This is a genomic window from Brevibacterium picturae, from assembly GCF_900105045.1.
GTDB classification, from domain to species: Bacteria; Actinomycetota; Actinomycetes; order Actinomycetales; family Brevibacteriaceae; genus Brevibacterium; species Brevibacterium picturae.
On sequence record NZ_LT629739.1, the window covers coordinates 1,259,118 to 1,282,208 of the forward strand.

Consider the following 23,091-nt stretch of genomic DNA (forward strand, 5'->3'; position numbering starts at 1 on the left):
GGTCAGTTCAGCAGCGCCCTGTCCCCCAGTGTCGCGCCCTTGAGCTTGGAGAATTCGCCCAGCAGCGTCTTCACCGTCAGCGTCTTCTTCTCTTCGGCCGAGGCCTGATAGATGATCTCGCCTTCGTGCATCATGATCAGGCGGTTGCCCAGGGCGATCGCCTGTTCCATGTTGTGTGTGACCATGAGTGTGGTCAGCCCGTCATTGGACACGATCTTCTGCGTCAGGTCCGTCACGAGGGCCGCGCGCTGTGGGTCGAGGGCTGCAGTGTGTTCGTCAAGCAGCAGAATGCGGGGCTGGGTGAAACCGGCCATGAGCAGGCTCAGCGCCTGGCGCTGTCCGCCGGAGAGCAGACCCACCTTCGTTTTCAGCCGGTTCTCCAGGCCGAGCTCCAAAGTGGCAAGCTCCTCTCTGAACAGGTCCCGCCTCGCCGAGGTGGTTCCTCGTCCCAGCCCACGTGGCTTACCGCGCTTGAGCGCCAAGGACAGGTTCTGTTCGATCGTGAGGTCCGGGGCGGTGCCGGCCATCGGGTCCTGGAACACCCGGCCCAGATACTTGGCCCGCTTGTATTCAGGCATCCGTGCCACCTCGGCGCCGTCGATCGTGATCGATCCGGAGTCGACGGGGAGTCGACCCGAGATTGTGTTGAGCAACGTCGACTTGCCAGCTCCGTTGGAGCCGATGACGGTGACGAAGTCGGATTCCTCGAGTTCGAGTGAAAGGGTCTGCAGTGCCTTGCGTTCGTTGACGGTCCCAGGGAAGAAAGTCTTCGAGATGGTGTCGATCTTCAGCATGTGTCTCAGTCCTCCTTCGCTTCTGTCGCGGCAGACGATCCTGCGGCTCTCGCCGACGTCCCCGCGGGGACGTCGGGGGTGTCGGCGGGGACATCGACCGTGCCGACGGGCACCTGTGCGCCCGCTTCGTTGGCAGGATCGTCTGCTGGTTCTGCCGGAGCCTTCGACGAGGTCCGGTTGCCGCGGGATCTCAGCGACGGTATTCGTTTGAGGAACCCCCATCTGGGCAGCAGCAGGGCGAGGACGACGAGCAGTGCGGTCGTCAGCTTCATATCGTTGGTGTCGAGGCCGGCACGCAGCGCCAAGAAGATGATGAGCCGGTAGATGACCGATCCCAGCAGAGCCCCGAGGCTGGCCATGAAGATGTTGCGGCTGCCGAACACGGCCTGGCCCAGGATGACCGAGGCGAGTCCCACGAGGATGAGGCCGATACCCATGCTGACGTCGGAGAAGCCCTGGTACTGGGCGACGAGGGCACCGCAGAGTGCGACGAAGCCGTTGGACAGCGCCAGGGTCAGCATCGTCGTGTTGTCGGTGTTGACGCCGAGGCTGCGGATCATCTGCCGATTGTTGCCATTGGCCTGGATCGCCAGCCCCAGGTCGGTGGTGAGGAACCAGTCGATGGCGAATTTCAGGATCAGGGTGAATGCGAGGAGTACGGCAATGGAGACCCAGGTGCCCAACAGCATGTTCTCCCGCAGCGGAGTGAATACGGTGTCTTCTCGCAGGAGCGGGAGGTTCGCCTTGCCCATGATCCGCAGATTGATCGACCACAGACCGATCATCGTCAGGATTCCGGCCAGCAGTCCGTCGATGCCGCCCTTGGTGTGGAGGAGCCCGGTGATATAGCCGGCGATGAGCCCTGCACCGATGGCCGCCAAGGTCGCCAGGAAGGGGTTGACCCCGGCGATGATCAAGGATGCTGCGGTGGCGCCGCCTGTGGTGAAGCTTCCGTCGACGGTGAGGTCGGGAAAGTTGAGGACCTTGAAGGTCAGGTAGACCCCGAGCGCCATCGCTCCATAGATGAGCCCGAGTTCCAGTGCTCCGAACATGTGTTTCCGATCAGGTGGTGATTTGACGCATGGGTAGGTGTCGCCGACCGGTCACGAGCTCCGGCCGGCGACGGGGACGATCATTCGATGACTGTGTCGGCTTCGTCGATGATGTCCTGCGGGATTTCGACGCCCTGAGCCTTGGCTGCCTTCGGGTTGACGACGAGCTCGAGGTTGGAGCTGGTCTCGACGGGCATATCGGCTGGTTTCTCGCCGTCTTGGAGGATCTTCAGTGCCATCTTGCCGGTCTGTTCACCCAGCTTCGTGTAGTCGATGCCCCGGGTAATCGCCGCGCCCTGTTCCACCTGGCCGGCTTCCGATCCGACCAGCAGCGCCTTGTTCTTCTCAGCGGCTTGGACCATGGTCGAGACGGCGGAGACGACGTTGTTGTCGGTCGGCACGTAGTAGGCGTCGACGTCACCGAGTGAGTTCACTGCCTGGGCCAGTTCACCAGAGTTGGCGATCGTGGCTTCCTTGATTTTGATGCCCATGTCCTTGGCGGCTTCCTTCGCCAGTTCCACCTGCACCTGCGAGTTGACCTCGCCGGAGCTGTAGACGATGCCGACGGTCTTCGCGTCGGGCTTGAGATCCTTGACCAGCTGCAGCTGATCGGCGACCGGGTTGAGATCGGAGGTGCCAGTGACGTTTCCTCCGGGAGCCTCGTTCGATTTCACGAGTCCTGCCTCTTCGGCGTCCGTGACGGCGGTGAAGAGCACAGGCATGTCGGTGATGGCCTGCGCAGCCGCCTGCGCTGCGGGAGTGGCCACGGCAAGGACCAAGTCCAAGTCCTGGTTCGAGAAGGTCTGCGCGATGGTCGTGGCATTGGCCTGCTCGCCCTGCGCGTTCTGTTCGTCCCATTCGACGGTGACATCGGCATCTTTGAAGGACTTCTTGAAGCCTTCGCTGGCCGCGTCGAGTGCCGGGTGCTGAACCAGCTGGGAGATGCCGATCGCGTACGAATCGCCGCCCTCTCCGTCACCGCTGGCACCTTCTCCGCCTGAGCATGCTGACACCGCAATTACCGAACTCACCGCCACAATCGCTGTGGCCAGACGCCTGAGACGCATTCTTCTCCCCTTTGAAAAACCGGTTCGACTGCGCCGAACCGGGACGAATCCAGTCACTTGTCCCCGATCGGTCCCGTCGGTGGGACTCTCCGTGGAACTGCAGTCGAACCACGCACTGACCGCGGCTCAGATCATTCTGAGTCCGCAGCCGCCTGGGGTCGACTGTGATGACAACCACTCTATGGGGCGCCACTGACACAGCCGACCAAAACAGGGTTTTGGAGACAATCGTCCCAGTATCGTTATCTGTCGCGACAAACGTCCTCCGATGCCGCGCATCAGCCGTCCAAGCGTCCCGGACGGCGTCACCGCGGGGACGTCTCAGCGCGCCTCAGGCTTCGATTTCGACATCCGCTCGCCTCAGCACATCGAGGATCCAGGCGAAGTCGAAGGCTGTTTCCTTCCAGGAATCGTATCGTCCCGATGCACCACCGTGACCGGCGACCATTTCGGTCTTGAGCAGCGCATCGGCACCGACCTCACGCAGACGGGCAACCCATTTGGCGGGTTCGACGTAGAGGACCCGGGTGTCGTTGAGTGAGGTCACGGCCAAGACCTTCGGATGGTCCGCCTCGGCGACGTTCTCGTACGGAGAATAGGAGCGCATATATTCGTACACGTGCTCGTCATGGAGGGGGTCTCCCCACTCCTCCCATTCGATGACGGTCAGTGGAAGCTCGGGCATGAGGATCGAGGTCAGTGCGTCGACGAAGGGCACTTCGGCGCTGACTCCGGCGAAGAGGTCCGGTGCCATGTTCGTCACCGCCCCCATCAGCAGACCTCCGGCCGATCCCCCGGATGCCACGAGCTTCTCCGGCCTCGTCCATCCTTGGGCAACGAGGTGGCGTCCAGCGGAGATGAAGTCGGTGAAGGTGTTCTTCTTCGCCGAGGTCTTGCCCTGGTCGTACCAGTGGCGGCCCATCTCGCCGCCGCCGCGCACGTGTGCGATGGCGAAGACGACCCCGCGGTCGAGCAGGGAGAGCCGGGAGACGGAGAAGTGCGGATCCATGCTCATCTCGTAGGAGCCGTACCCGTAGAGCACCAGTGGTGCGGGATCGACCGGGGCCGCGTCCTGAGGTCGGCCGTCCGTCGCCGAGGCGGTGCTGCCGGGGGCGAGCGCGACGAGGTCGGTGCGGTAGACCAGAGAGATCGGAATCTGCGTTCCATCCTCGGCGCGGGCCCAGATGAGGGATTCGCTGTAGCGATCAAGGTCGACCGAGCCGAGGACGGGTTGACGCTTGAGGATCGTGTCAGTGCCGTCTGCCACGCTGTGCTGATAGATCACAGCGGGCGTGGACATGGAGGTGAAGAGCAGTCGGATGCTCGTCTGTGTGAACTCGGGATTGCCGGCGAATCCCAGGGTTCCGGTCTCTCGCGAGAAGGGAAGTTCCTGCAGTCGGCCATACGGTGAGGCGGTGTCGTCGGGATTGGAGGTTCCACTCGAGGCGAGCTGTTCAACCGAGGTGGCCTGTTCTCGCCTGTCCAGTTCGATGATGCCGACTCGGGCGAATCCACCGCGGCGATAGCTGATGACGATGAAGTCGGCGAAGGCATCGACGTCTTCGATGCGCAGCCCGTCAACGTCGTCGAGCAGTGGGCGGCCGATGGACTCCGGATCGGCGATGGCGCGCGGGTCGTCGGAGGCGTCGGCAGTTTCGCGCGCAGTGCCGGCTGGATCGGAGACGGGAACGTCGATGATGTCGAAGTCGGCCCGTTCCTGGTTGTGGGTGATGAGGAAGCGGTCCTCTCCGGCGATGACAGCGTGCTCCACGGAGTATTCGACCCCGTCGACCCGTGGCCAGACTGCCTGCGGTGCGGCTTCGAGGTCCTCGGATTCGAGTGACCAAAAGCCTGTGGTGGTCTTCGACCCGGTGACGATGAACATGTACTTGCGTGAACGGGAGAATCCCGAACCAACGAAGAACCGCTCATCGGGCTCATGGAAGATGCAGACATCGTCGCTGCTGTCGGTGCCGACGACATGGCGCCAGACTTTCTCCGGACGCCAGGCCTCGTCGACGGTCGTATAGAAGAAGTAGCGTCCTGTTGGGTCGATCGAGGCTCCGGCGAAGGTGCCTTCGACGGTGTCGGGCAGGTCCTCACCTGTGCTCAGGTCCCGCATCCTTAGGGTGTACCGTTCGTCGCCGGAGTTGTCGACGCCGAAGAGCAGATACCGGCCGTCATCGGTCAGAGAGAAGGTGCCGAGGGAGAAGAATTCCTGGCCCTCGGCCGCAGTGTTCGAGTCGAAGATGACTTCCTCGCCGGGCAGCGGCTCCTCGCCGACTTCGGGCGGGGTCCAGTCAGCGGCCTCGGAGATGGGGGCGCGAACGCTGATTCCGTAGTCGAGTCCGGCCTTCGTCCGTGAGTAGTACCAGTAGCTCCCGCGCCTGGTCGGCACCGACATGTCGGTTTCCTTGATGCGGGTCCTGATTTCTTTGAAGATCGATTCCTGCAGCGGTTCGAGCTGGGACGTCTGGGCGTTCGTCCAGTCGTTCTCGGCCTCGAGGTGGGCGATGACCTCTGGGGATTCCTTGTCGCGCATCCACTCGTAGTTGTCGACGAAGGTGTGGCCGTGGTGGGTTCGTTCATAAGGGATCTTCTTGGCCACGGGGGCGCTGGAAGCAGTGTCATTCATGGCCCCAGCCTAGCCACCTCAGGGTTGACACCGCAGCACAGGTCAAGGGTGCGCTCGTGTCACCCGAGATACCCGGGTGAGCACAATGCACAAAAGGTGAAATATGAGCAGAACGCGATCAGTGCACACAAGCGCGTAATGTGACGCTCGTCAACCTAAGCTATGACGAGCCTCACATGTAATTCACAACAGATATGAAAGTTTGGTCAATGACGAACCAATCCGCCTCAGATCCTGGCGCAGATACACGGTCCGGGCCGCCGCATCCGACTCGCCGCATGTTCGGCCGAATAGCCTACGGTGCTCTCGCGGTGGCAGCCGTTGGGACGGCCACCACCTATTCGGTCAAGGCCGCATCGGCCAAGGGTGATCTCTCCTCCAACCTCACGCTCATCGCACCTGCCGGTGCCGGTGGCGGTTGGGACGGGTTCTCCCGAGAGACGCAGCAGGCCATGCGTGTGAATAAGCTGGCCAACAACGCCCAGGTCGTCAACATCCCCGGGGCCGGTGGCACCATCGGACTCGGCAAGTTCACCACCATGCAGGGCCGAGCCGACACCATTCTGGCCACCGGCACCGCGATGGTCGGCGGCATTGCACTCAACGAGTCGCCGGTCGGTTTCGATGACACGACCCTGCTCGCCCGTGTGGCAGAGGACTACGACGTGCTCATCGCCGCCGCTGACTCCCCGTACAACACGCTCGATGAGGTCATCGGCAAGTGGAAGAAGGACCCGAAGGGCTTCGTCTGGACCGGCGGCTCGGCCGGGTCCGTCGATCACCTCACGATCGCTCAGCTGGCGCTGCTGTCGGGCATCCCCGCCTCGGGGATCACCTACATTCCGAAGTCCGGCGGCGGTGAAGCGATCCAGACGCTGCTCTCGGGCACGACGGACTTCGCCTCCTGTGGCTTCAACGAGGTTTCGGACCAGATCGAAGCCGGCCGCGTGAAGGCCCTCGGCGTGGCCTCACCGAAGCGCATCAAAGGCTATGAGGACCTTCCCACGATGACCGAACAGGGTTACGAGGTGACGCTGACGAACTGGCGCGGCTGGCTCGGTGCTCCCGGCATCACTGAGGATGAGACCTCGCAGCTTGTCGACATCCTCAAACAGACCCGCGACAGCGCGGAATGGGCAGATGCCCTCGAGCGCAACAAATGGACAGACGTGTGGCTGACCGGTGATGAGTTCGCAGAATTCATCAAAGAGGACACCTCCCGGATCGAGACGCTGCTGAAGGAGTTGGGACTGTGAGCACTCAGACGTCAACGAAGAAGAGAACCAGGACGGCCCACCTCGGCGCCGGAACCTGGTGGCAGGGGCGATCAGGTCTCCTGATTCCTCTCATCATGGCCGGATTCTCGACCTATCTGCTCATCGGCATTATCACGATGGACGTCGCCGAGGACGCCGACCAGCCGGGGCCGCAGTTCTTCCCCATGCTCATCATGATCGCCGGTTACGTCCTCACGATCCTGCTGACGATCGCCTATATCCGCAATCCCGAACCCGTCGACGCCGACGATGATCTCCCCGCCGAGGTAGAGGAGGCCAAGGCGTTTTCGACACCTGTCACCTCGGCGGTGTCGGCCTCGCGCCTCGATCCGCATGAGGAGGACGAACCGGTCCAGGACCGCCAGGCTCTGGCCAAGGCACGTACCGAGGACTCCTCGCACCGCACACACAGTGACTTCGTGTCCTTGGCCTGGGGTGCGGGCGGCTTCGCCGCGTTCGCGCTCATCCTCGAGTTCGCCGGGTGGATCCTCGCCGCGGCGCTTCTGTTCTGGTGTGTGGCCAGGTCGATGGGGTCGAAGCGGCCCCTGTTCGACCTGACCATGGCTCTGACCTTCTCGTCCCTGGTCTACCTCGCGTTCGCGGTGCTGCTGGGACTCAACCTTCCTTCGGGAATTCTGGGAGGTGGCTTCTGATATGGACGCACTCATGTCCCTCTTCGAAGGCTTCGCTCACGCACTGACGCCGATGAACCTGCTCTGGGTTCTCGTCGGCTGCTTCCTCGGCACCGCTGTCGGCGTGCTGCCGGGCCTGGGTTCATCGATGGCTGTGGCGCTGCTGCTGCCGATGACCTTCGCCCTCGACCCGACCGGCGCATTCATCATGTTCGCCGGCGTCTACTTCGGTGGTCTCTTCGGTGACTCCACTATGGCTATTCTGATGAACACCCCCGGTCAGGCCTCAGCGATCGCCTCGACGTTCGAAGGTCACAAGATGGCGCGCAACGGGCGAGCGCCGCAGGCTCTGGCCACGGCCGCGATCGGTGCGTTCATCGGTGGGTTCGTCTCCTGCTTCCTCGTCGTGTTCGTCGCCCCTGCCCTGGCAGACTTCTCGACGAACTTCGGCCCCGCCGAGTTCTTCGCTCTCGCGCTCTTCGCCTTCGTCGCCACCTCCTCGGTCGTCGCCGATTCGGTACTCAAGGGCCTCATGGCGCTGGTGCTCGGCATCGGGTTCTCGGTCATCGGCATCGACTCGGTCTCCGGCACGGAGCGCTTCACCATGGGTGTTCCCGAGCTCTTCGACGGCGTTTCCCTGGTCACCGTGACAGTGGCGATCCTGGCATTGGGCGAGGTCTTCTTCATCGCCTCGCGGATCCGTCGCAAGGTCACCGACAATACGATCAACTCCTCGGGTCGGCCCTTCCTCTCGCGCAAGGAGTTCGGCGAGGCACTGCCCGCTTGGCTGCGCGGCACCGCGATCGGTCTGCCCTTCGGTGTGATTCCCGTCGGCGGTGCCGATGTGCCGACGTTCATGTCCTATGGTCTCGAGCGCAAACTCGACTCCCGACGCAAGGATCCGCAGTTCGGAGGCAAGGGCGCCGTCCGCGGACTGGCCGGTCCCGAGGCGGCGGGTTCTGCCACAACAGGTATCGCCATGGGTGCCCTGTTGGCCCTGGGTCTGCCGATCTCCGCGACGGCTGCGATCATGCTGGCGGCGTTCCGTCAGTACGGTCTGCAACCGGGACCGCTGCTCTTCGACCGGTCCCCCGAGCTCGTGTGGGGTCTGCTAGCGAGCTTCTTCATCGCCATGATCGTCCTCCTGATCATCAACCTGCCCTTCGCTCCCCTGTGGGCGAAGCTGCTCAAGATCCCGGACCCCTACCTCTACGGCGGCATCGCGGTGTTCTGCGGACTGGGCATCTACGCCACCTCGGCGTCGCAGTTCGAACTCATGATCCTGCTGGGAATCGGCATCATCAGCTTCGTGCTCAAGCGCTACGGTGTGCCGCTAGCTCCGCTGATGATCGGCATGGTTCTGGGCCCATTGGCCGAATCCAGCCTGCGCGATGCACTGCTGGCCTCGGGCAATGACGTTTCAGTCCTCGTGTCCTCGCCGATCACGATCGTCCTCTACGCTCTCCTCATCGCAGCGCTGCTCTACACGGGCATCGGTCGTGTGCTGGCGCGCAGACGGCAGAAGAAGACCGTCGACGCGGCATCGCACGACAGCGAATCGGTCAGCTCATGATGTGAGGCGACGTGGCGGATGTGACGCCAGGCGCGTTCGGTGGCCCGGACCGAAGGAGAATCCCCTTCGGTCCGGGCCACCGGCGCATTCACTGTGGAGAGACGTTCGCATTCCGCCCCACCGGGGGCCCGACCTTCCGGCTGAGGTCTCGAGACCGGCCCGCACCCTTGAGGCCGAAGGACGTGAGGAGAGCAGCGATGAGCACCAGCACGACCGCAGCTCCCGCCGCCCATTGGACGCCGAGGTCGAAGGACGCCACAGCCGCCTCGGCGAGCTGGTCACCGAGGTGACCGCCTTGAGCACCCGCGTGCTCGAGTGACGATCCGAGAGTCTCGAACTCTGGCCCACTCGCCTTGGCGCCCAGCGTGGATTGCAGGTGGGAGCCGAAGACCATCGTCGAGAGTCCGCCGAGGACAGCAGTTCCCATGACCGATCCGAATTCGTAGGCCGTCTCAGAGATCGCCGAGGCGGCTCCGGCCTTGTGCGCAGGCACTGCGGACAGGATCAGATCATTCGTGATGACCTCGGCCGTACCTATGCCGATGCCCAGGATGAGGAAGGAGATGAGCATGCCCGCGACCGAATGCTCGGGAGCGAAGGCCACGATTCCGAGGCCGAACGCATTGAGCACAAGCGCGCAGGGAACGACCACGCGCGGCTGCAAGCGCGCCATGATAGGCACCGCCGCATACCCGGAGATGATCGCGGCGATGAGGCCGGGGATGAGGACGAGCGCCGCCTCGACCGGGGACAGCCCGAGGACCAGCTGGAGCAGCTGGGTGCCGAAGTAGAGGAACCCGGCCAGACCCATGACGCTGAGCAGGTTGGACGCCACTGCCGAGGTGAAGACCTTGTTGGTGAAGAGCCTGACATCGAGCAGCGGGCGCGAGGAATACAGCTGGCGCAGGACGAACCCGGTTCCCGCGAGCACGGTCACAGTCATGGTGCCCCAGAACAGCAGGTCCACTCCGTCTGCCATGACGTGCTTGATGGCGTAGACGAGCGGGGTCAGCATGAGCATGGACAGCACGATCGACAGAGGGTCGATTCGACCCGGGTTCGGGTCACGCGATTCCGGCAGCAACACGATGGCAGCCGGGATGAAGATCGCGATCAGCGGCAGGTTGATGAAGAAGATCGCACTCCAGTGGAAGTGCTCGAGCAGGATGCCGCCGACAATAGGACCGAGTGCGGCGCCGCCTGAGAACATGGCGGACCAGGTGGCGATAGCGACTCGGCGGTCCTTGGCGTTGAGGAAGATGTTGCGGATGAGCGAAAGCGTCGAGGGCATGAGGGTGGCTCCGAAGATGCCCAGCAATGCACGGGAGGCGATGAGCATCTCCGCCGAGGTGGAGAATGCCGCCAGCAACGAGGCCAGCCCGAAGCCGATAGCGCCGATGACGAGCAGTTTGCGGCGGCCGACCCGGTCGCCGATGCTGCCCATAGCCACGAGGAGTCCCGCGAGCATGAGTGCATAGATGTCGACGATCCAGAGGAGCTGGGTGCCGGTGGGATGGAGGCCGGTGCTGATGGCCGGTATCGCGAAACCCAAGACGGTGTTGTCGATCGAGATGAGCAGAACAGGGATCATCAGCACAGCCAGACCAGCCCATTCGCGCCGGCCGGCGCGCACTTGTGGTGCCTGTGTGGTGAACATGAAATATACTGTACCGTCTGGACGGTACAGTGAGCAAGAAGAGCCGCACACAATGATTGGCCTGCGGGCTTCGACTAGGCTCAGCGCTATGGCACGAAACCCCTCCGACACCAAAGAGAGACTTCTCGACGCCTTCGACATCCTCCTCGACAAGCAGGGCATCTCCGGCGCAACCCTGGATGCGGTCGCGGCGAAGGCCGGCGTGTCCAAGGGAGGCCTGCTTTACCACTACGGTTCGAAGGCGGAGCTGATCAAGGGAAGCCTCGAACGACTCGACCGACTTGTCGACGAGGACGTTGCATCGATGAAGGCTGCCGGTGACCGCCTGCACATGTACTATCTCGAGACATCAGCCGAGACCGGTACGCCCCTGGACCGCAGCCTCATCGCGGCGAGCTGCCTGGCGCAGGAGAATGACGAAGCGAAGGATTCACTGCGGAAGACCAGAGAAGCATGGTTCGACGCACTTAATGAGCATCTCGGTGATCCCGATCTGGCGATGACGGTTCAGCTCATCGGCGATGGCATGTACTTCAATCAGAATTTCAGCCTCTCCCAGGACGAGGCTCTCAAACACGTCAAGAACGTGCTGGCGCGGTTGGGACTGTAGACAACAAACCGGTGCAGCAACCCTGAACCCCGTGGACAGGGGATAGCCTCGGCGAACTTCGTCCGCACATGCGGAGCCTCCACGCGCAGCCATGCGCCTTAGGTGGTCGAAACGGTCAGATTCCGCAGCCCAGAACGTGTCCATTCTGACCACCTAAGGGCCACGCTGAGCAATTTCTACGGCAGCAGGGGCAACCTTCTTGACAGTCACTTGCGCGCAGATTCCTGTGGACAGCCGTTCTCTGTCCACAGGGCATAAAACAGCACTCCCCTTCCGGGCGAGAATGCTGCACGATAGCAATCATGTTCAACGACAGCAGATGGGAGATGCGCGACTATCCACGCTTGTTTGCAGCAAGTGAGGCAGAGGCTCTGGGGATCACCCGCCACTACCTGTTCAGAACACAACGCTGCCCGATCATACTTCCAGGCGTGCGCATGGACCGGGAGACTCTCGAGAGCCGCCGCACACCACGGTGGGCCGATGACCGCTGGGAATGGGACTCCTTACGCCTACGAGCGGCCCGAATGAAGTTCGATCAGGTGCTCGCCGATCATGCGACAGCGGCCCGCATCTACGGCTGGCCGATGCCGGCGAACTTCAGGACAGATCCCCGCCTCAGCCTGTGCACAGAAGATTTGGCGTTGCGGGTCCGACTGCCGAACGTCACACTTCGTCGATCCGAGCAGATCACCGCTGCAAGGTGGCTCGATCTTCCTGTACTGGCTCCCGCCGACGTCTTCATCTCCATCGCGCCTGACCTGACGATCCGAGATCTGGTGAAAGTCGGGGATGCGGCTGTCGGCCGGTGGCACGGGCCGCCTCAGCTGACTGTCGACACGTTGACTGATCGAGTGGGGCAGCGCAAAAGGCTGAGGGCGCGTCGTCGCCTGCGTGATGCGATTGATCTGATCCGGCCCGGTGTCGATTCCCCGACTGAGACCGACCTGCGCCTATGGATCGTCTCCGTCGGACTTCCCGAACCGACTGTTCACCCGAAGATCAGCAGTGACCTGGACAGAGGCGACATAGAGCCCGATCTCGGCTACGAGAATGCACGTCTCGCGCTCGAGTACGAAGGCGATCACCACAGGTCATCTCCAACCCAGTGGGCTCGAGACATCGAACGCGATGAAGCGATGAGGGACGCAGGTTGGACAGTGCTCAAGGTGACCCGCCGGACCGATTATCGCCTGCTCCAGGCCAAGATCCGCCGCCTTCTGGGCTTGACATGATTCGCATTGAGGCAGTCCAAAATGAGACGGCTCGCGATCTCGCATCTCGAGCCAGCCATCAGCAGCGCTCTCGGCCATCAGCAGCACTCTCAGCCCCCGAGTTGAAATGTCACGACAGGGCAGAACTTCTTAGGTGGTCGAAATGGGCTGATTCGGACAATCGGAATCAGCCCATTTCGACCACTTTAGGCAGGCACACAACGAGGTCAGCTCAGGTGGTGCACATCCTGCAACCCGTACACCGGGGTATCCAACCCCTCATAGCGCGCCTTGAGCTGGAGCCCCAAGTACAGCGAGTAGTGCCGTGACTGGTGGAGGTTGCCGCCCATGAACCAGAGGTTCTCCTGCTGAGTGGGTTTCCACATGTTCCGCTCCTCACCCTCCCACGGGCCAGGGTCCTTGGTGGTATCGGAGCCGAGGCCCCAGCATTTGCCCACCTTGTCCGCAGTCTCCTGATCCACGAGATCGGCCACCCAGCCATTCATCGAGCCGTATCCGGTGGCGTAGACGACAAGGTCGGCAGGCAGCTCGGTCCCATCGGCAAGCACCACCGAGCCCTCGGTCAGATGATCGACGTCTCCCTTGGCTAGCTTCACCTTGCCGTCGGCGACGAGTTCTGCCGAGCCGACGTCGATGTAGTAGCCCGAGCCGCGGCGCAGGTATTTGAGGAAGAGCCCGGACTCGTCGTCGCCGAAGTCGAGATCGAAACCGGCGTCTTCCATGCGCTGGTAGAAGTCCTTGTCGCGTTCCTTCATCTGGTCGTAGAGCGGAATCTGGAATTCGTGCATGATCCGATACGGCAAGGAGGCGAAGATGAGGTCGGCCTTCTCGGTCGTCACGCCGTTGGCCAGCGCCTTCTCCGAGTAGAGGTCGCCGAGCCCGATCTCCATGAGGGAGTCGCTTTTGACGATGTGCGTGCTCGAGCGCTGCACCATCGTGACGTCGGCACCGTGTTCGTAGAGCGCTCCGCAGATATCGAAGGCAGAGTTGTTGCTGCCGATGACGACGACGTTCTTACCGGTGTAGGCGTCTGGTCCACGGTGTTCCGAAGAGTGCTGTTGCTCGCCCTTGAAGATATCGGCACCGCGGAACGTTGGGACATTCGGCTTGCCGGACATGCCCGTGGCCATGACGAGCTGTGTCGGGTGCAGAGTGACCTTCTCACCATTGCGCTCGACCTCGACCGTCCACTGCTGCGATTCTTCGTCGTACCTCGCCGAGGTGGCTGCTGTCGAAGACCAGTACGGAATCTCCATCACCTTGGTGTAGAACTCCAACCAATCGGCGATCTTGTCTTTGGGTGCGAAAACCGGCCAGTTGTCGGGGAACTTGAGGTAGGGCAGGTGGTCGTACCAGACCGGGTCGTGCAGGCACAGTGACTTGTACCGTGAACGCCACTGGTCTCCCGGCCTCTCCCACCGGTCGATGACGAGCGCCGGGACTCCCATCTGACGCAGGCGAGCGCCGAGCGCAATGCCGCCCTGTCCCCCGCCGACGACGAGAGTGTACGGCTGTGCGGTGTCTCCCCAGGCTGCGTCCTCCTCCGCGAGTTTCTCCGACCAGCTCTTCCTCTCAGGATCGACGCCATGCTCGGCCCCCTTGACTCGTCGGTCTCCGCGAGGCTCTTCATAGCCTGTCAGTTCCTGCAACGAGGTGAGCATGGTCCATGCCTTGGCCCCGTCCTCGTCGATGAGCCGAACCAGACCCTTGCCGCGGCCGACAGAGGTGGCGAAGGTGAACCAAGCTTCGGTGACTCCGTCGGCGGTGGTGGCGGGATCGCTGAGCTCGAAATCTGATGGTGCGACCCGGTCCGCGTTCACGGTCAGCAGGTCCCTGACCCCGTCATGGTTCTCTACCGTATTGAGGTTCCACGTGAAAGACACGAGATCCCTCCAGTAGCTGGCAGTGGCGAACAGTCCCACTGCGGCTTCGACGTCACGCGCCCGCAGTGCGGACTCGAACTCGTTGAGCCATTCGGTCGCGATGTCATCGGCGGTGAGCTGCGTGCGATCAATTGTCGTTGTCATGTCACTCCTCTTCGTTGAGCTGTGTGTCCTCAAGCTATACCGCCAAGAACAGCCGCGGAAGAGTTGCATCGAGTTGCATGGTCAGTGCCGACGACCGCACCTATACTCGTCATATGCCTCAGCCGGATCTGGCGCATCTCGCCAGAGATCTGACACGCATTCACGATGCCGTGATCACCGGCGCATCGCCGCCGGAGCAGCCGCGAGCGCTCGTTGCGCGCTCGTGGGATCGAATGCTGCGCTTGGGCCTCGACCCAGCGGGCAGTAATCGCAGAATCTTCGCCGCCGAGGCGGATGTGGAATCCCGAAGGCACCGTTCGAAGCTGCGCCTCATCGTCGAGGAGCTGAAATCCGTGTTGCTGAGGATGCCAGATGCAGGCAGCTTCATCCTTGTCGTCGCCGATGCTGAGGGCGTGATCCTGTGGCGAGATGGCGCCACCGCAGCCAGACGTCAGGCGGATTCGCTGGGATTCGTCGAGGGCGCCCACTGGTCCGAGTCCAAGGTGGGCACGAATGCCATCGGCACTGCTCTGGCCGAGGAGGCCGCGGTCCAGCTGTTCTCCGCGGAGCACTTCGAAACGTCGCAGCATCCCTGGTATTGCAGTGCGGTTCCCATCCACGATCCCATCGATGGCAGCCTGCTCGGCGTCGTCGACATCAGCGGGCCAGCACTCACCCTCCATCCTGCCGTGCAGTCTCTGGTCACAACTGCCGTCCATCTGGCGCAGGCGAGGCTCTCGCTCATCCAGCAGGAGCAGCTGAGCAGCCTGCGCAATCGCATGTCGACAGTCCTCAGCGGCAGTCACGGTCCTGCGCTGGTCGTCGATGACGATGGCTGGGTCGCCTACCAGCAGGGTGTGCGCAGCCGCGACCGGATCGAAGTGCCGGCACCTGATCGCACGATCCTCATCCCCGGCGCTGGCCTGTGCCGGCCGGAGAAGATCACCGGCGGGTGGCTGCTGAGACCGGCAGGGGCCGTCGACGAGTCACAGGTCTCGGTGACGCTGCGACAGACAAGCCAACCCGCGGTGCTCGAGATCAACTCCGGTGGTGATCCGCTCAGGGTTCCGCTCACGCCACGGCGTGCGCAGATCCTCGCCGCGATCACCTCGGCGGGGCCATCTGGGATCAGCGCTGCCGATCTCAGCCGCACGCTCTATGGTGATGCCGAGCACCTGGTCACGGTGCGTGCAGAAGTCTCCCGCCTCCGCCGCTCGATCGGCGCGCTTCTTGCGACGCAGCCTTACCGCTGGGCTGAGGGTGTGAGCGCGAGACGCGCGTAGTCAACATGATCCGCAGGTGAGGCGGCACCTGCAGGATCAGTTCCCAGCCGCGTCGAGCCACCACCGATAGCGCATGCGCAGTGCTCTCTCTGTGCTGGCGAGCGCGGCAACGAGACCCAGACTGATCGACAGCCATAGGGGAAGGTTGATCAACGGCTCGACGGGTCCGATCTGTTCAGCAATCGGCGGAATTCTCAAGATCGGCACGGCGATCTGCTGCAGCAGCAAGCCGACGCCGACCAGAAGCGCAACAGTTGAGACCACTCCGATCAGCCGGCTCAGCTGTGGCCGGCGCTCGTCGAGATGAGCTCGACGGCCTTCTGCGGAATGAGCATCGGGGTGCAGCTGCCGCTCAGCTCCGGAATTGGACACGAAGTGGCAGCGCTTCAAACCGAAACTGCTGGCGGCAACCTCTATCGTTCCGCCCTCGACAGGGAAGACTGCAGGGGCTCGGGATACTGCGTGCTGCAGGCCATTGCGGTAGAGAAACACCTTCATATAGCCGTTCTCGTCAGTCTTCCACTGCCGCGCATCCACCGTGTACTTCACCGAGTATCCAGCCGCATCGGCGATGTCCAGGTGGAACAGTGACCTGCCCAGCAGCTGCCACCAACGGAATCTCTGCACGAGCCTCCCATCACCGGGCTCGATTCGTCTGACCGCTCGCCGCCTGCGCCATTGCTGAAACATCTGGGGCCCTCCCTGGCACTCGACACAGGACCAACACGGCGTGTTGGTAGAAACACCTGTACACTAACACAGTGTGTTGGTCGGATGAATCGCAGAGAAGAAGCCGGTATGTGAATGAGTAAACGTGAGTACTCGAACACCCGTGAGCGAATACTCGCCGCAGCCGCAGACATCATCGCCGAAGACGGCATAACGGCGAAGCTGAGCGTACGGGCGATCGCTGCGCGAGTAGGGGTGAGTACAGGGTCGCTGCGCCACCACTTCCCCACCCAGCAGGCACTGCGGGACGAAGTCATGCGGCGCGCCTATGACTGGATGCTGCCCGACACCGACATCCACAACTCCACACTTCCTGCCCGGGATCGGCTGGTCGAATGCCTTCGTCAAGTGCTGGCTACAGCCAGAGCCGGATCTGAAGCACGCGAGGCGATGACGGCGGTCAGCACTGCTTTCATCGTCGCGGACCAGAACGAACAGGTCCGCGAAACGTACCTCGCTATTCAGCGTGATGGGCAACGCAGAACAGAGGATTGGCTGCGCGTGCTCGCCGATGAGGGCGGGATCCCCAACCGAGGCGACATCCCACGCTTTGCGCGCTTCCTGTGCACCGTCCTCGATGGCATCGCCCTCGAACGGGCTCTGCCTGCCGAGGACTCACTCGCGCAGCTGGAGACGCAGACTCTCTACGTAGCGGCCGACGCAGTGCTCGGGCATCACTCCTGATCTGCGCCCGCACCCCGATACGTCCCGAAGCTCCACAGCACACCTTCGGGGTCGGTGACGCTGAAGTCCTTGGATCCGTAGTCCTGTTCGGTCAGCCCCATGACCTTCGTGGCACCGGCTGCGATCGCGCGATGATAGAGCTCCTCAACCCGGCCCGTGGCGATGTAGACCGAGCCGGCTGCGACTCCGGTCTTCGTCATGACACCGCCGTCATCGCGGACCGAACCGAGCATGACTCCCCCTCTTTCTGGCCAACGCAGTTCGGCGTGGTCGACTCGCTCGGGATCATCGGCGTTCGTGTATTCGGCGGCGACTTCGAAGCCGAAGGCGTCCTGTAGGAACGCGATCGCGGCCTTTGCATCTCGGTAGCGAAATGTCGGCCAGACATTGGTTCCGGTGGTCGTTGACATGATGTGTCCTTTCCTCGTCGTATCGGTCCACACCATCGTGGCCCCGGCGCCACCTCGGCGGCTTGGACATTTGGGAACTGCGCGGGCCTCGGCGAGCGTCGGTGCAGCTGCACCGACGCTCGCCGAGGCGGCGCTTACCGATCCAGCGACCAGCGATCTCGGTCCTGCCGCACCACGGGGTCCTGGGTCAGCCACAGGGACGGGCTGGTCCCTGTGAGCAGTCGGAAGTCGCGGTTGAGATGGGATTGGTCGGCATAACCGCAGGTCGCGGCGATATCTGCCAACGTTCGAGACTGCGCCGAGATCATTCGTCTCGCCCGATCGAATCGCATGACCCGCGCCGCTTCCTTGGGTCCGATGCCGAATTCTGCACGGAACACTCCGTTGAGGTGGCGTCTGCTCCAACCGATCCGATTCGCCACAAGTGAGACGGGCAGCCCGCCGTGACTGCGGGCGATCTGCTTCCAGGAGCTGACCACCTCGGGCCGAGGCTGGGTGCCTTCGTGGACGGCGCGCACGAGGACCTCGTCGATGGCGTCGAAGCGGGCAGACCAGGTCGTGGCTTCGTTGACGCGTTCGTGCAGCTCGGCGGCGACGGGGCGTGAGATCTCGGCAAGGTCGTGCGTGCGGTGAGCGAGGTCGACGGCAGGGGTGTCGAAGAGGATGCGAGGAGCGAAGGGGGTGAAGTTGATCTGGATTCCGGCCATTGCGCCGTTGTGCCTGATGAGGGTGGGCCGCAGATGCAGGCCTGCGAGCAGTACGTCGAAGGACTCGGTGCTTTCGGTTGCCGCGTCGTATTGGTGCAGCGGTTCGTCGATGGAGACGATGAACGTCAGGGTGCCCGATGGCAGCCCGAGATGTGTCCCGGCCGGGACGCCCGAAACGTCGTAGGCGACATAGTCACCCACGAAGGGGCTCAGGCGCGGGTGTGGCCTGCGAATGAGGTCATCCCGAGTCGCCGCGGACATGACAGCAGTGTAGACCCGGGGTCTGACACGGGCCTGGTCCACCGGCCGCTGTTCAGGTCTGCCCGCAGATCCTCAGACCGGGCACTTCACCCCTCAGCGGTCGCGCTCCACACCAGGTCAGTGAATTCCCTGTCGAGGTCGAGTCCGAATTCAGTCGACAGCACCTCGGCGAATTCCGTGGCATCAGACAGGGTCCGTTCGTGTCGGTCGGGTCGCACACCGCCGATCATGCGCCGCAGTCGGCGCCCCTCCAAAGTGACCCTGCCGCCGTCAGGGAGCGGCAGAGCGAGAATTGGCGGACCGGTGAACCGCGCCCCGGGTTTAGTCGAGGTGAACCAGTTCGCCAGGTCGAGATCGGCCTGCGGGCGAGGGACTTCGCTGAACGCATAGACGGTGCGAAAGTCCTGGTCATCTCGCGTTCGTGATTGGAGCACCCAGTCGCTGTCGGCGCGCAGATGAGGCGTGAGAGCAGTCCTCGCGGGGACGATTCGGTGTTCGCCGTGGGACGTCATTCTGGCCGCAGCGGATTCGGAGAGTTCGAGCGCAGCTTCCGGTGTTCCCCCGCCGAAGCCGGGATCAATGAGTAAACGACGGCCGTCGAGGTCGACGATGGTCGCCTGGTGAGTCAGTGCTCCCGGTGCCGTCTGCCCGTCGCCGAGGTGGACTCGGGCCAGAATCGGGTGTGCCCTCAGCCCCAGTTCGGTGACGACCCCGCGGATGAGTGACGCATGCTCGTGGCAGTATCCGCCCCGACCATCAGTGAGCAGTTTGCCCGCGGGTCCGTCGACGTCGATGGCGACGGCTTCCAGGTCTCCCCTGGCGCGAAAGGCAACGACGTCGAGATTCTCAAAGCAGATCGAGTGCGTGTGCGCGACCAGGATCTCGTCGAGAAGTTCGAAAATCTGCGCACAAGATCCCTGAGCACGTCGGTGTAATTCGGGGGCGGAATCACTCAACCCGAGCCGATCCGCATACCGACTGAGAAGCGAAACGTGCGTCATGTGTCGACCTCCTTGGTGTGCCGCGCAGGCGTAATCATTGTCTGATTCGATCCTATGACTGAGGGACTGGGAACCCTATTTCAGTTTGCTGCCGCCAACCCATTGACATATGCAGGTAAATACCTGCATATTAGAGATGTGACCGACGCCGACACACTCGACAAAGTATTCAAAGCCCTCGCCGACCCAACCCGCCGACGACTCCTTGACGTCCTCCGCCAAGAGGACGGGCAGTCACTGAGCGAACTCTGCGAAGGCCTCTCGATGGCCAGACAGTCAGTGACACAGCACTTGAATCTGCTCGTCGACGCCGACCTGGTCGCGATCGTCCGCCACGGACGAGAACGACGACACTACCTGAACTCGCACCCGATCCATGAGATGCAGAATCGATGGACCCGCGACTTCGACCAGCACCACTTCGACGTCATCGACGCCGTCAAGAGAAGAGCTGAGGAGACAGCCATGACCACCACCGAAGAATTTCCCGATTTCGTCTATGTCACCTATATCCGAGCCACTCCGCAGCAGGTGTGGGACGCGCTCACCGACCCCGAGATCACGCGCCTGTACTGGGACGATGTCGCCGTCGTCTCCGATTGGCAGGTCGGGTCGTCATGGGCTCATCACAAAGGCGGACCGGACCGTAAAGCCGATGTCTGGGGCAAGATCCTTGAGACCGATCCACCGAAAAAACTCGTCTTCACCTTCCAACCCATCGACCAGGACCTCGACGACGAGGGCTCCGTCGCCTCCTACCTTATCGAGCAGTCCGGCGAAGTGGTGAAACTGACCGTCACCCACACGAACTTCGCCGACGCCGGCCTGCACACCGGAGTTTCGAAGGGCTGGCCCGCGGTTCTCGCCGGACTCAAGTCCTACCTGGAGACCGGTCAGGCACTGCCCGACGACAGCTGGGACATGGCTGTGCGCTGAGCACCGTCACTCCTGCAGAGCAGATTCCTCCTGAAGCACAGACTCCAGCAGGCCCGGGAAACGGGCATCGATGTCGTCCCGACGCAGTGTCAGGCGACGGTTCCGCCCGTGCAGTTCGCTGATGATGACACCGGCTTCGCGCAGCACCTTGACCTGATGCGAGCGCGTCGACTTCGGCGCGTTCGGATCCAGCGCCGAGCAGTTCGCCATGTCCAGCGGCCCGGATCGCAGCTGCTGGACCAGAGCCAGTCTGGCCTCGTCGCTCAGCGCGAATAGCACAGACGTCAGTTCGATGTCCTCACGATCGGGATGCGGCAGTTTCTCATTGGCAACCATAGTTCGATAATAGTTGAACTGTTTGAGAATGTCGTATAGCCTCCAAGAATGGTTCCAAAAGTTTCGAACACTATGGAAGAAGCTCCTGCTCCCGCAGTTCAGCCGGCACCCACCTATGTCTGGTGGTCGCGCGAGCGCTGGCGTCTGCGCCTGGTCCTGATTGCCACCTCGGCAATGATGGCCGGCGCCAGCGCTCCGTCGCCGTTCTACCCCGTTATCCAGGACGAGTTCGGCTTCGCTCCGGTGATGATCACGGTGGTCTTCGCCGCCTATGCCGTGGCATTGCTGGCTGCACTGCTCACTGCCGGCGCACTCTCCGATCACATCGGACGTCGTCCCGTCATCTGCGCGGCCTTCGTCGTGCTTGCCATCAGCATGGTTCTGTTCTGGCATGCCGACAGTGCTGCGGCACTGATCCTCTCCCGAGTCGTCCAAGGAATTGCCAGTGGAATTCTGCTGTCGACCCTCTCGGCGACGGTCGTCGATCTGGAACTGCCGCACAAGCCGGGCTCTGCCTCCTCGTGGAACGCAATCTCTGCGATGGCAGGCCTGGCCATCGGCGGGCTGTTTGCGGGAGCGACTCTCTCCCTGTTCGTCGACGGCAGCGGCGCCGCAGTGGTCTTCGGAACCCTCGTGTGCACCTATCTGCTGCTGGCCACCATCATCTGGGTCTTGCCGGAGACCTCGGCCCGACGCCGAGGAGCCTGGGCATCACTGCTGCCGCGAGCGGCCCTGCCGCGGGAAGTCCGCAAGGCATTCCTGTTCGCGGTGCCGGCCTTCGTCGCCGGCTGGGCCACAGGAGGGTTATACCTCTCCCTCGGCGCCAACATCATCACCACCGAGTTCCATTCCAGTTCCCACCTGCTCAGCGGTCTCATCGTCACGATGCTCGCCGGCGCCGGAGGGTTGGCAGGATTCTTCATGCGCAATCGATCCGCGCGCACCGTCACCCTCTACGGCACGATCTCACTCGCTGTCGGCAGCACCCTGACGCTGGTGGCGCTCTCCCTCAGTTCGCCCGAACTGTACTGCCTTGCTGTCGTCATCACTGGAACCGGCTTCGGCACCGCATTCCCCGGAGCCTTGCAGACCATCCAAGCAGTCGTGAAGTCCGAGGCCAACGCCGAGGTGATGGCCGCGGTCTTCGTCGTCTGCTACCTTGCGTTCGGACTTCCGGTCGTCATCGCCGGGATCCTCGTCCCCGCCATCGGACTCTTCGCAACCGCCTGTTGGTACGGGGCGTTCGTTGCGTTTCTGGCCTTGTGCGCGGCGCTGCTGCGATGGTTTGGTGGCGGGCGCTCTCATCCTGCCGACGCCCGGATCGCCTGAGCTCACACCCAGGTCTGGGGCTTCAGTCCGTGCCCACCCCGGTAGTTCGGTGAGCTCGGTTCGCTCCAGTCGCCGAGGAGGTTCTCCGGCAGCGCGTAGACGGTGACCTTGAGCGGGTGGCAGGTCTCGACCGGGTCTTCGTTGCCCTCGCCGAACATCGGCTTGGACAGGTCTCCCCCGGGACAGGTCGAGAGCGCTGCCAACAGATCCTGCTCCGCGAAGAACTCGAAATGGTCGCCCGGCTGGGCGGGACAGGTCTTCATGAAGTATTCGTCATTGTCGTTCAGGCCCGTGCATTGGAAGATGTTGAGGACATCGTGGACGTCGAACTCCGTCAGCCCGAACGGGAGGACAGCGCGGACCAGATTGGAGTGGCAGTGGTAGTCGAAGTCGACGCCGTTGAGCATCGTGGAGACATACGGGTCGCACCGTGTGCCCAATGTGTCGTGGAGGCGTCCACCCTCGGCATCTGTTCCATAGTCGGCCAAGGTGTCGCCGACGATCGTGGCCATCGGTCGAAGGAACGGCAGGGTCGACCACAGGCGGTCGAACGTCGACAGGTGCGCGGCCTGGAGCTGGCGGGTCCGTGATGCCCAGAATCTCTCTCGGGGGTCGTGACGGTTCCACAGGTTGAGGTCGCCGACTTGAGGCCCGTCGACGGTTGAGATCCGGCAGACGTGCCCGGCAGGCACGTCCCACGCTTGTCCAGAACGGATCGGGATCGTGAATTCCTCGACCACGCGACGGTCGTCGGCACTGCCCCCGATCGCTGAGTAGAAGTCACGGTCGGTTTCGAGGGCGGGGCCTTGATAGGCGGCTTCGGTCAATCGCGGTTCGTGCGGCATGTGGTGTCCTT

The 23,091-nt window shown here is 62.9% G+C and carries 21 protein-coding genes; 9 read left to right on the forward strand and 12 right to left on the reverse strand.

Annotated features, from left to right (window positions below; genetic code table 11):
* Positions 1 to 2: 2 nt before the first annotated feature.
* From BLT92_RS05965 to BLT92_RS05980, 4 genes are all read right to left on the reverse strand, one after another.
* Positions 3 to 794, reverse strand: coding sequence for an ABC transporter ATP-binding protein (locus tag BLT92_RS05965; protein WP_092104026.1), 792 nt, complete (start codon positions 792 to 794; stop codon positions 3 to 5).
* A 5-nt stretch (positions 795 to 799) separates the two neighbouring features.
* Entirely contained in the window at positions 800 to 1,846 is a 1,047-nt protein-coding gene (locus BLT92_RS05970; protein WP_092104028.1) for an ABC transporter permease, read from the reverse strand.
* An 80-nt stretch (positions 1,847 to 1,926) separates the two neighbouring features.
* Positions 1,927 to 2,913 (reverse strand): ABC transporter substrate-binding protein, encoded by a 987-nt coding sequence (locus tag BLT92_RS05975; RefSeq protein WP_092104030.1) that lies wholly within the window; start codon positions 2,911 to 2,913, stop codon positions 1,927 to 1,929.
* A gap of 331 nt (positions 2,914 to 3,244) precedes the next feature.
* The gene (locus BLT92_RS05980) at positions 3,245 to 5,548 is read right to left on the reverse strand and encodes a S9 family peptidase (protein ID WP_092104032.1); all 2,304 of its coding nucleotides are present in this window, start codon (positions 5,546 to 5,548) and stop codon (positions 3,245 to 3,247) included.
* Between the two features lie 278 nt (positions 5,549 to 5,826).
* On the opposite strand from BLT92_RS05980, the gene BLT92_RS05985 reads away from it, so the two are divergent.
* Genes BLT92_RS05985 through BLT92_RS05995 form a run of 3 tightly spaced genes read left to right on the forward strand, consistent with a single transcriptional unit; the run spans position 5,827 to position 9,030 of the window.
* Positions 5,827 to 6,804, forward strand: coding sequence for a Bug family tripartite tricarboxylate transporter substrate binding protein (locus BLT92_RS05985; RefSeq protein ID WP_231939049.1), 978 nt, complete (start codon positions 5,827 to 5,829; stop codon positions 6,802 to 6,804).
* Positions 6,801 to 7,478 carry a tripartite tricarboxylate transporter TctB family protein gene (locus tag BLT92_RS05990; protein ID WP_092104036.1) on the forward strand — a complete coding sequence of 226 codons (678 nt, stop codon included), beginning with the start codon at positions 6,801 to 6,803 and terminating at the stop codon, positions 7,476 to 7,478. Before BLT92_RS05985 ends, BLT92_RS05990 begins: the two co-directional genes overlap by 4 nt.
* A 1-nt stretch (position 7,479) precedes the next feature.
* Entirely contained in the window at positions 7,480 to 9,030 is a 1,551-nt protein-coding gene (locus BLT92_RS05995) for a tripartite tricarboxylate transporter permease (protein WP_092104038.1), read from the forward strand.
* Between the two features lie 88 nt (positions 9,031 to 9,118).
* On the opposite strand, the gene BLT92_RS06000 is transcribed toward BLT92_RS05995, so the two are convergent.
* Positions 9,119 to 10,687, reverse strand: a complete 1,569-nt coding sequence (locus tag BLT92_RS06000; RefSeq protein ID WP_092104040.1) for an MFS transporter — start codon at positions 10,685 to 10,687, stop codon at positions 9,119 to 9,121.
* Between the two features lie 88 nt (positions 10,688 to 10,775).
* Here BLT92_RS06000 and BLT92_RS06005 point away from each other — a divergent pair, with 88 nt between their 5' ends.
* Together BLT92_RS06005 and BLT92_RS06010 are read left to right on the forward strand one after the other, a co-directional pair.
* Positions 10,776 to 11,297 carry a TetR/AcrR family transcriptional regulator gene (locus BLT92_RS06005; RefSeq protein ID WP_009884350.1) on the forward strand — a complete coding sequence of 174 codons (522 nt, stop codon included), beginning with the start codon at positions 10,776 to 10,778 and terminating at the stop codon, positions 11,295 to 11,297.
* A gap of 302 nt (positions 11,298 to 11,599) precedes the next feature.
* Positions 11,600 to 12,532: a hypothetical protein gene (locus BLT92_RS06010; RefSeq protein ID WP_231939050.1), complete on the forward strand. Its 933-nt coding sequence runs from the start codon at positions 11,600 to 11,602 to the stop codon at positions 12,530 to 12,532.
* 206 nt (positions 12,533 to 12,738) lie between these two features.
* Here BLT92_RS06010 and BLT92_RS06015 read toward each other — a convergent pair whose 3' ends face one another.
* Complete coding sequence (locus BLT92_RS06015) at positions 12,739 to 14,559, reverse strand: flavin-containing monooxygenase (protein ID WP_009884348.1); 1,821 nt, start codon at positions 14,557 to 14,559, stop codon at positions 12,739 to 12,741.
* 113 nt (positions 14,560 to 14,672) lie between these two features.
* Between BLT92_RS06015 and BLT92_RS06020 the strand changes: the two genes are divergently transcribed.
* Positions 14,673 to 15,842: a GAF domain-containing protein gene (locus BLT92_RS06020; protein ID WP_231939051.1), complete on the forward strand. Its 1,170-nt coding sequence runs from the start codon at positions 14,673 to 14,675 to the stop codon at positions 15,840 to 15,842.
* Between the two features lie 36 nt (positions 15,843 to 15,878).
* On the opposite strand, the gene BLT92_RS06025 is transcribed toward BLT92_RS06020, so the two are convergent.
* Positions 15,879 to 16,469 carry a hypothetical protein gene (locus BLT92_RS06025; protein WP_231939052.1) on the reverse strand — a complete coding sequence of 197 codons (591 nt, stop codon included), beginning with the start codon at positions 16,467 to 16,469 and terminating at the stop codon, positions 15,879 to 15,881.
* A gap of 177 nt (positions 16,470 to 16,646) precedes the next feature.
* Between BLT92_RS06025 and BLT92_RS06030 the strand changes: the two genes are divergently transcribed.
* A complete protein-coding gene (locus tag BLT92_RS06030) occupies positions 16,647 to 17,255 on the forward strand; it encodes a TetR/AcrR family transcriptional regulator (protein ID WP_092104047.1) in 609 nt (202 codons plus the stop codon).
* Here the strand turns inward: BLT92_RS06030 and BLT92_RS06035 are convergent.
* The 3 genes from BLT92_RS06035 to BLT92_RS06045 all read right to left on the reverse strand — a co-directional run bounded on the left by BLT92_RS06035 (position 17,246) and on the right by BLT92_RS06045 (position 19,634).
* Positions 17,246 to 17,665: a VOC family protein gene (locus tag BLT92_RS06035; RefSeq protein ID WP_009884344.1), complete on the reverse strand. Its 420-nt coding sequence runs from the start codon at positions 17,663 to 17,665 to the stop codon at positions 17,246 to 17,248. The genes BLT92_RS06030 and BLT92_RS06035 overlap by 10 nt on opposite strands.
* 134 nt (positions 17,666 to 17,799) lie before the next feature.
* Positions 17,800 to 18,633 carry a helix-turn-helix transcriptional regulator gene (locus BLT92_RS06040; RefSeq protein WP_231939053.1) on the reverse strand — a complete coding sequence of 278 codons (834 nt, stop codon included), beginning with the start codon at positions 18,631 to 18,633 and terminating at the stop codon, positions 17,800 to 17,802.
* A gap of 86 nt (positions 18,634 to 18,719) precedes the next feature.
* On the reverse strand, positions 18,720 to 19,634 hold the full coding sequence (locus BLT92_RS06045) for an arylamine N-acetyltransferase family protein (RefSeq protein ID WP_092104050.1): 915 nt from the start codon (positions 19,632 to 19,634) through the stop codon (positions 18,720 to 18,722).
* A gap of 138 nt (positions 19,635 to 19,772) precedes the next feature.
* Between BLT92_RS06045 and BLT92_RS06050 the strand changes: the two genes are divergently transcribed.
* Complete coding sequence (locus BLT92_RS06050; protein ID WP_092104052.1) at positions 19,773 to 20,570, forward strand: ArsR/SmtB family transcription factor; 798 nt, start codon at positions 19,773 to 19,775, stop codon at positions 20,568 to 20,570.
* A gap of 6 nt (positions 20,571 to 20,576) precedes the next feature.
* On the opposite strand, the gene BLT92_RS06055 is transcribed toward BLT92_RS06050, so the two are convergent.
* Positions 20,577 to 20,906: an ArsR/SmtB family transcription factor gene (locus BLT92_RS06055; RefSeq protein ID WP_092104053.1), complete on the reverse strand. Its 330-nt coding sequence runs from the start codon at positions 20,904 to 20,906 to the stop codon at positions 20,577 to 20,579.
* 48 nt (positions 20,907 to 20,954) lie between these two features.
* On the opposite strand from BLT92_RS06055, the gene BLT92_RS06060 reads away from it, so the two are divergent.
* Positions 20,955 to 22,235, forward strand: a complete 1,281-nt coding sequence (locus tag BLT92_RS06060; RefSeq protein ID WP_231939054.1) for an MFS transporter — start codon at positions 20,955 to 20,957, stop codon at positions 22,233 to 22,235.
* 2 nt (positions 22,236 to 22,237) lie between these two features.
* Here BLT92_RS06060 and BLT92_RS06065 read toward each other — a convergent pair whose 3' ends face one another.
* Entirely contained in the window at positions 22,238 to 23,080 is an 843-nt protein-coding gene (locus BLT92_RS06065) for an urea carboxylase-associated family protein (protein WP_092108844.1), read from the reverse strand.
* Between the last annotated feature and the right edge of the window lie 11 nt (positions 23,081 to 23,091).

Coding starts and splice junctions, on each gene's coding strand:
- BLT92_RS06065 (WP_092108844.1), bottom strand. CDS start 23,080: ATGCCGCACGAACCGCGATTGACCGAAGCCGCCTATCAAGGCCCCGCC.
- BLT92_RS05995 (WP_092104038.1), top strand. CDS start 7,480: ATGGACGCACTCATGTCCCTCTTCGAAGGCTTCGCTCACGCACTGACG.
- BLT92_RS05970 (WP_092104028.1), bottom strand. CDS start 1,846: ATGTTCGGAGCACTGGAACTCGGGCTCATCTATGGAGCGATGGCGCTC.
- BLT92_RS06035 (WP_009884344.1), bottom strand. CDS start 17,665: ATGTCAACGACCACCGGAACCAATGTCTGGCCGACATTTCGCTACCGA.
- BLT92_RS06000 (WP_092104040.1), bottom strand. CDS start 10,687: ATGTTCACCACACAGGCACCACAAGTGCGCGCCGGCCGGCGCGAATGG.
- BLT92_RS05980 (WP_092104032.1), bottom strand. CDS start 5,548: ATGAATGACACTGCTTCCAGCGCCCCCGTGGCCAAGAAGATCCCTTAT.
- BLT92_RS06015 (WP_009884348.1), bottom strand. CDS start 14,559: ATGACAACGACAATTGATCGCACGCAGCTCACCGCCGATGACATCGCG.
- BLT92_RS06040 (WP_231939053.1), bottom strand. CDS start 18,633: ATGTCCGCGGCGACTCGGGATGACCTCATTCGCAGGCCACACCCGCGC.
- BLT92_RS06005 (WP_009884350.1), top strand. CDS start 10,776: ATGGCACGAAACCCCTCCGACACCAAAGAGAGACTTCTCGACGCCTTC.
- BLT92_RS05985 (WP_231939049.1), top strand. CDS start 5,827: ATGTTCGGCCGAATAGCCTACGGTGCTCTCGCGGTGGCAGCCGTTGGG.
- BLT92_RS06010 (WP_231939050.1), top strand. CDS start 11,600: ATGTTCAACGACAGCAGATGGGAGATGCGCGACTATCCACGCTTGTTT.
- BLT92_RS05965 (WP_092104026.1), bottom strand. CDS start 794: ATGCTGAAGATCGACACCATCTCGAAGACTTTCTTCCCTGGGACCGTC.
- BLT92_RS06030 (WP_092104047.1), top strand. CDS start 16,647: ATGAGTAAACGTGAGTACTCGAACACCCGTGAGCGAATACTCGCCGCA.
- BLT92_RS06055 (WP_092104053.1), bottom strand. CDS start 20,906: ATGGTTGCCAATGAGAAACTGCCGCATCCCGATCGTGAGGACATCGAA.
- BLT92_RS06020 (WP_231939051.1), top strand. CDS start 14,673: ATGCCTCAGCCGGATCTGGCGCATCTCGCCAGAGATCTGACACGCATT.
- BLT92_RS06060 (WP_231939054.1), top strand. CDS start 20,955: ATGGTTCCAAAAGTTTCGAACACTATGGAAGAAGCTCCTGCTCCCGCA.
- BLT92_RS05975 (WP_092104030.1), bottom strand. CDS start 2,913: ATGCGTCTCAGGCGTCTGGCCACAGCGATTGTGGCGGTGAGTTCGGTA.
- BLT92_RS06045 (WP_092104050.1), bottom strand. CDS start 19,634: ATGACGCACGTTTCGCTTCTCAGTCGGTATGCGGATCGGCTCGGGTTG.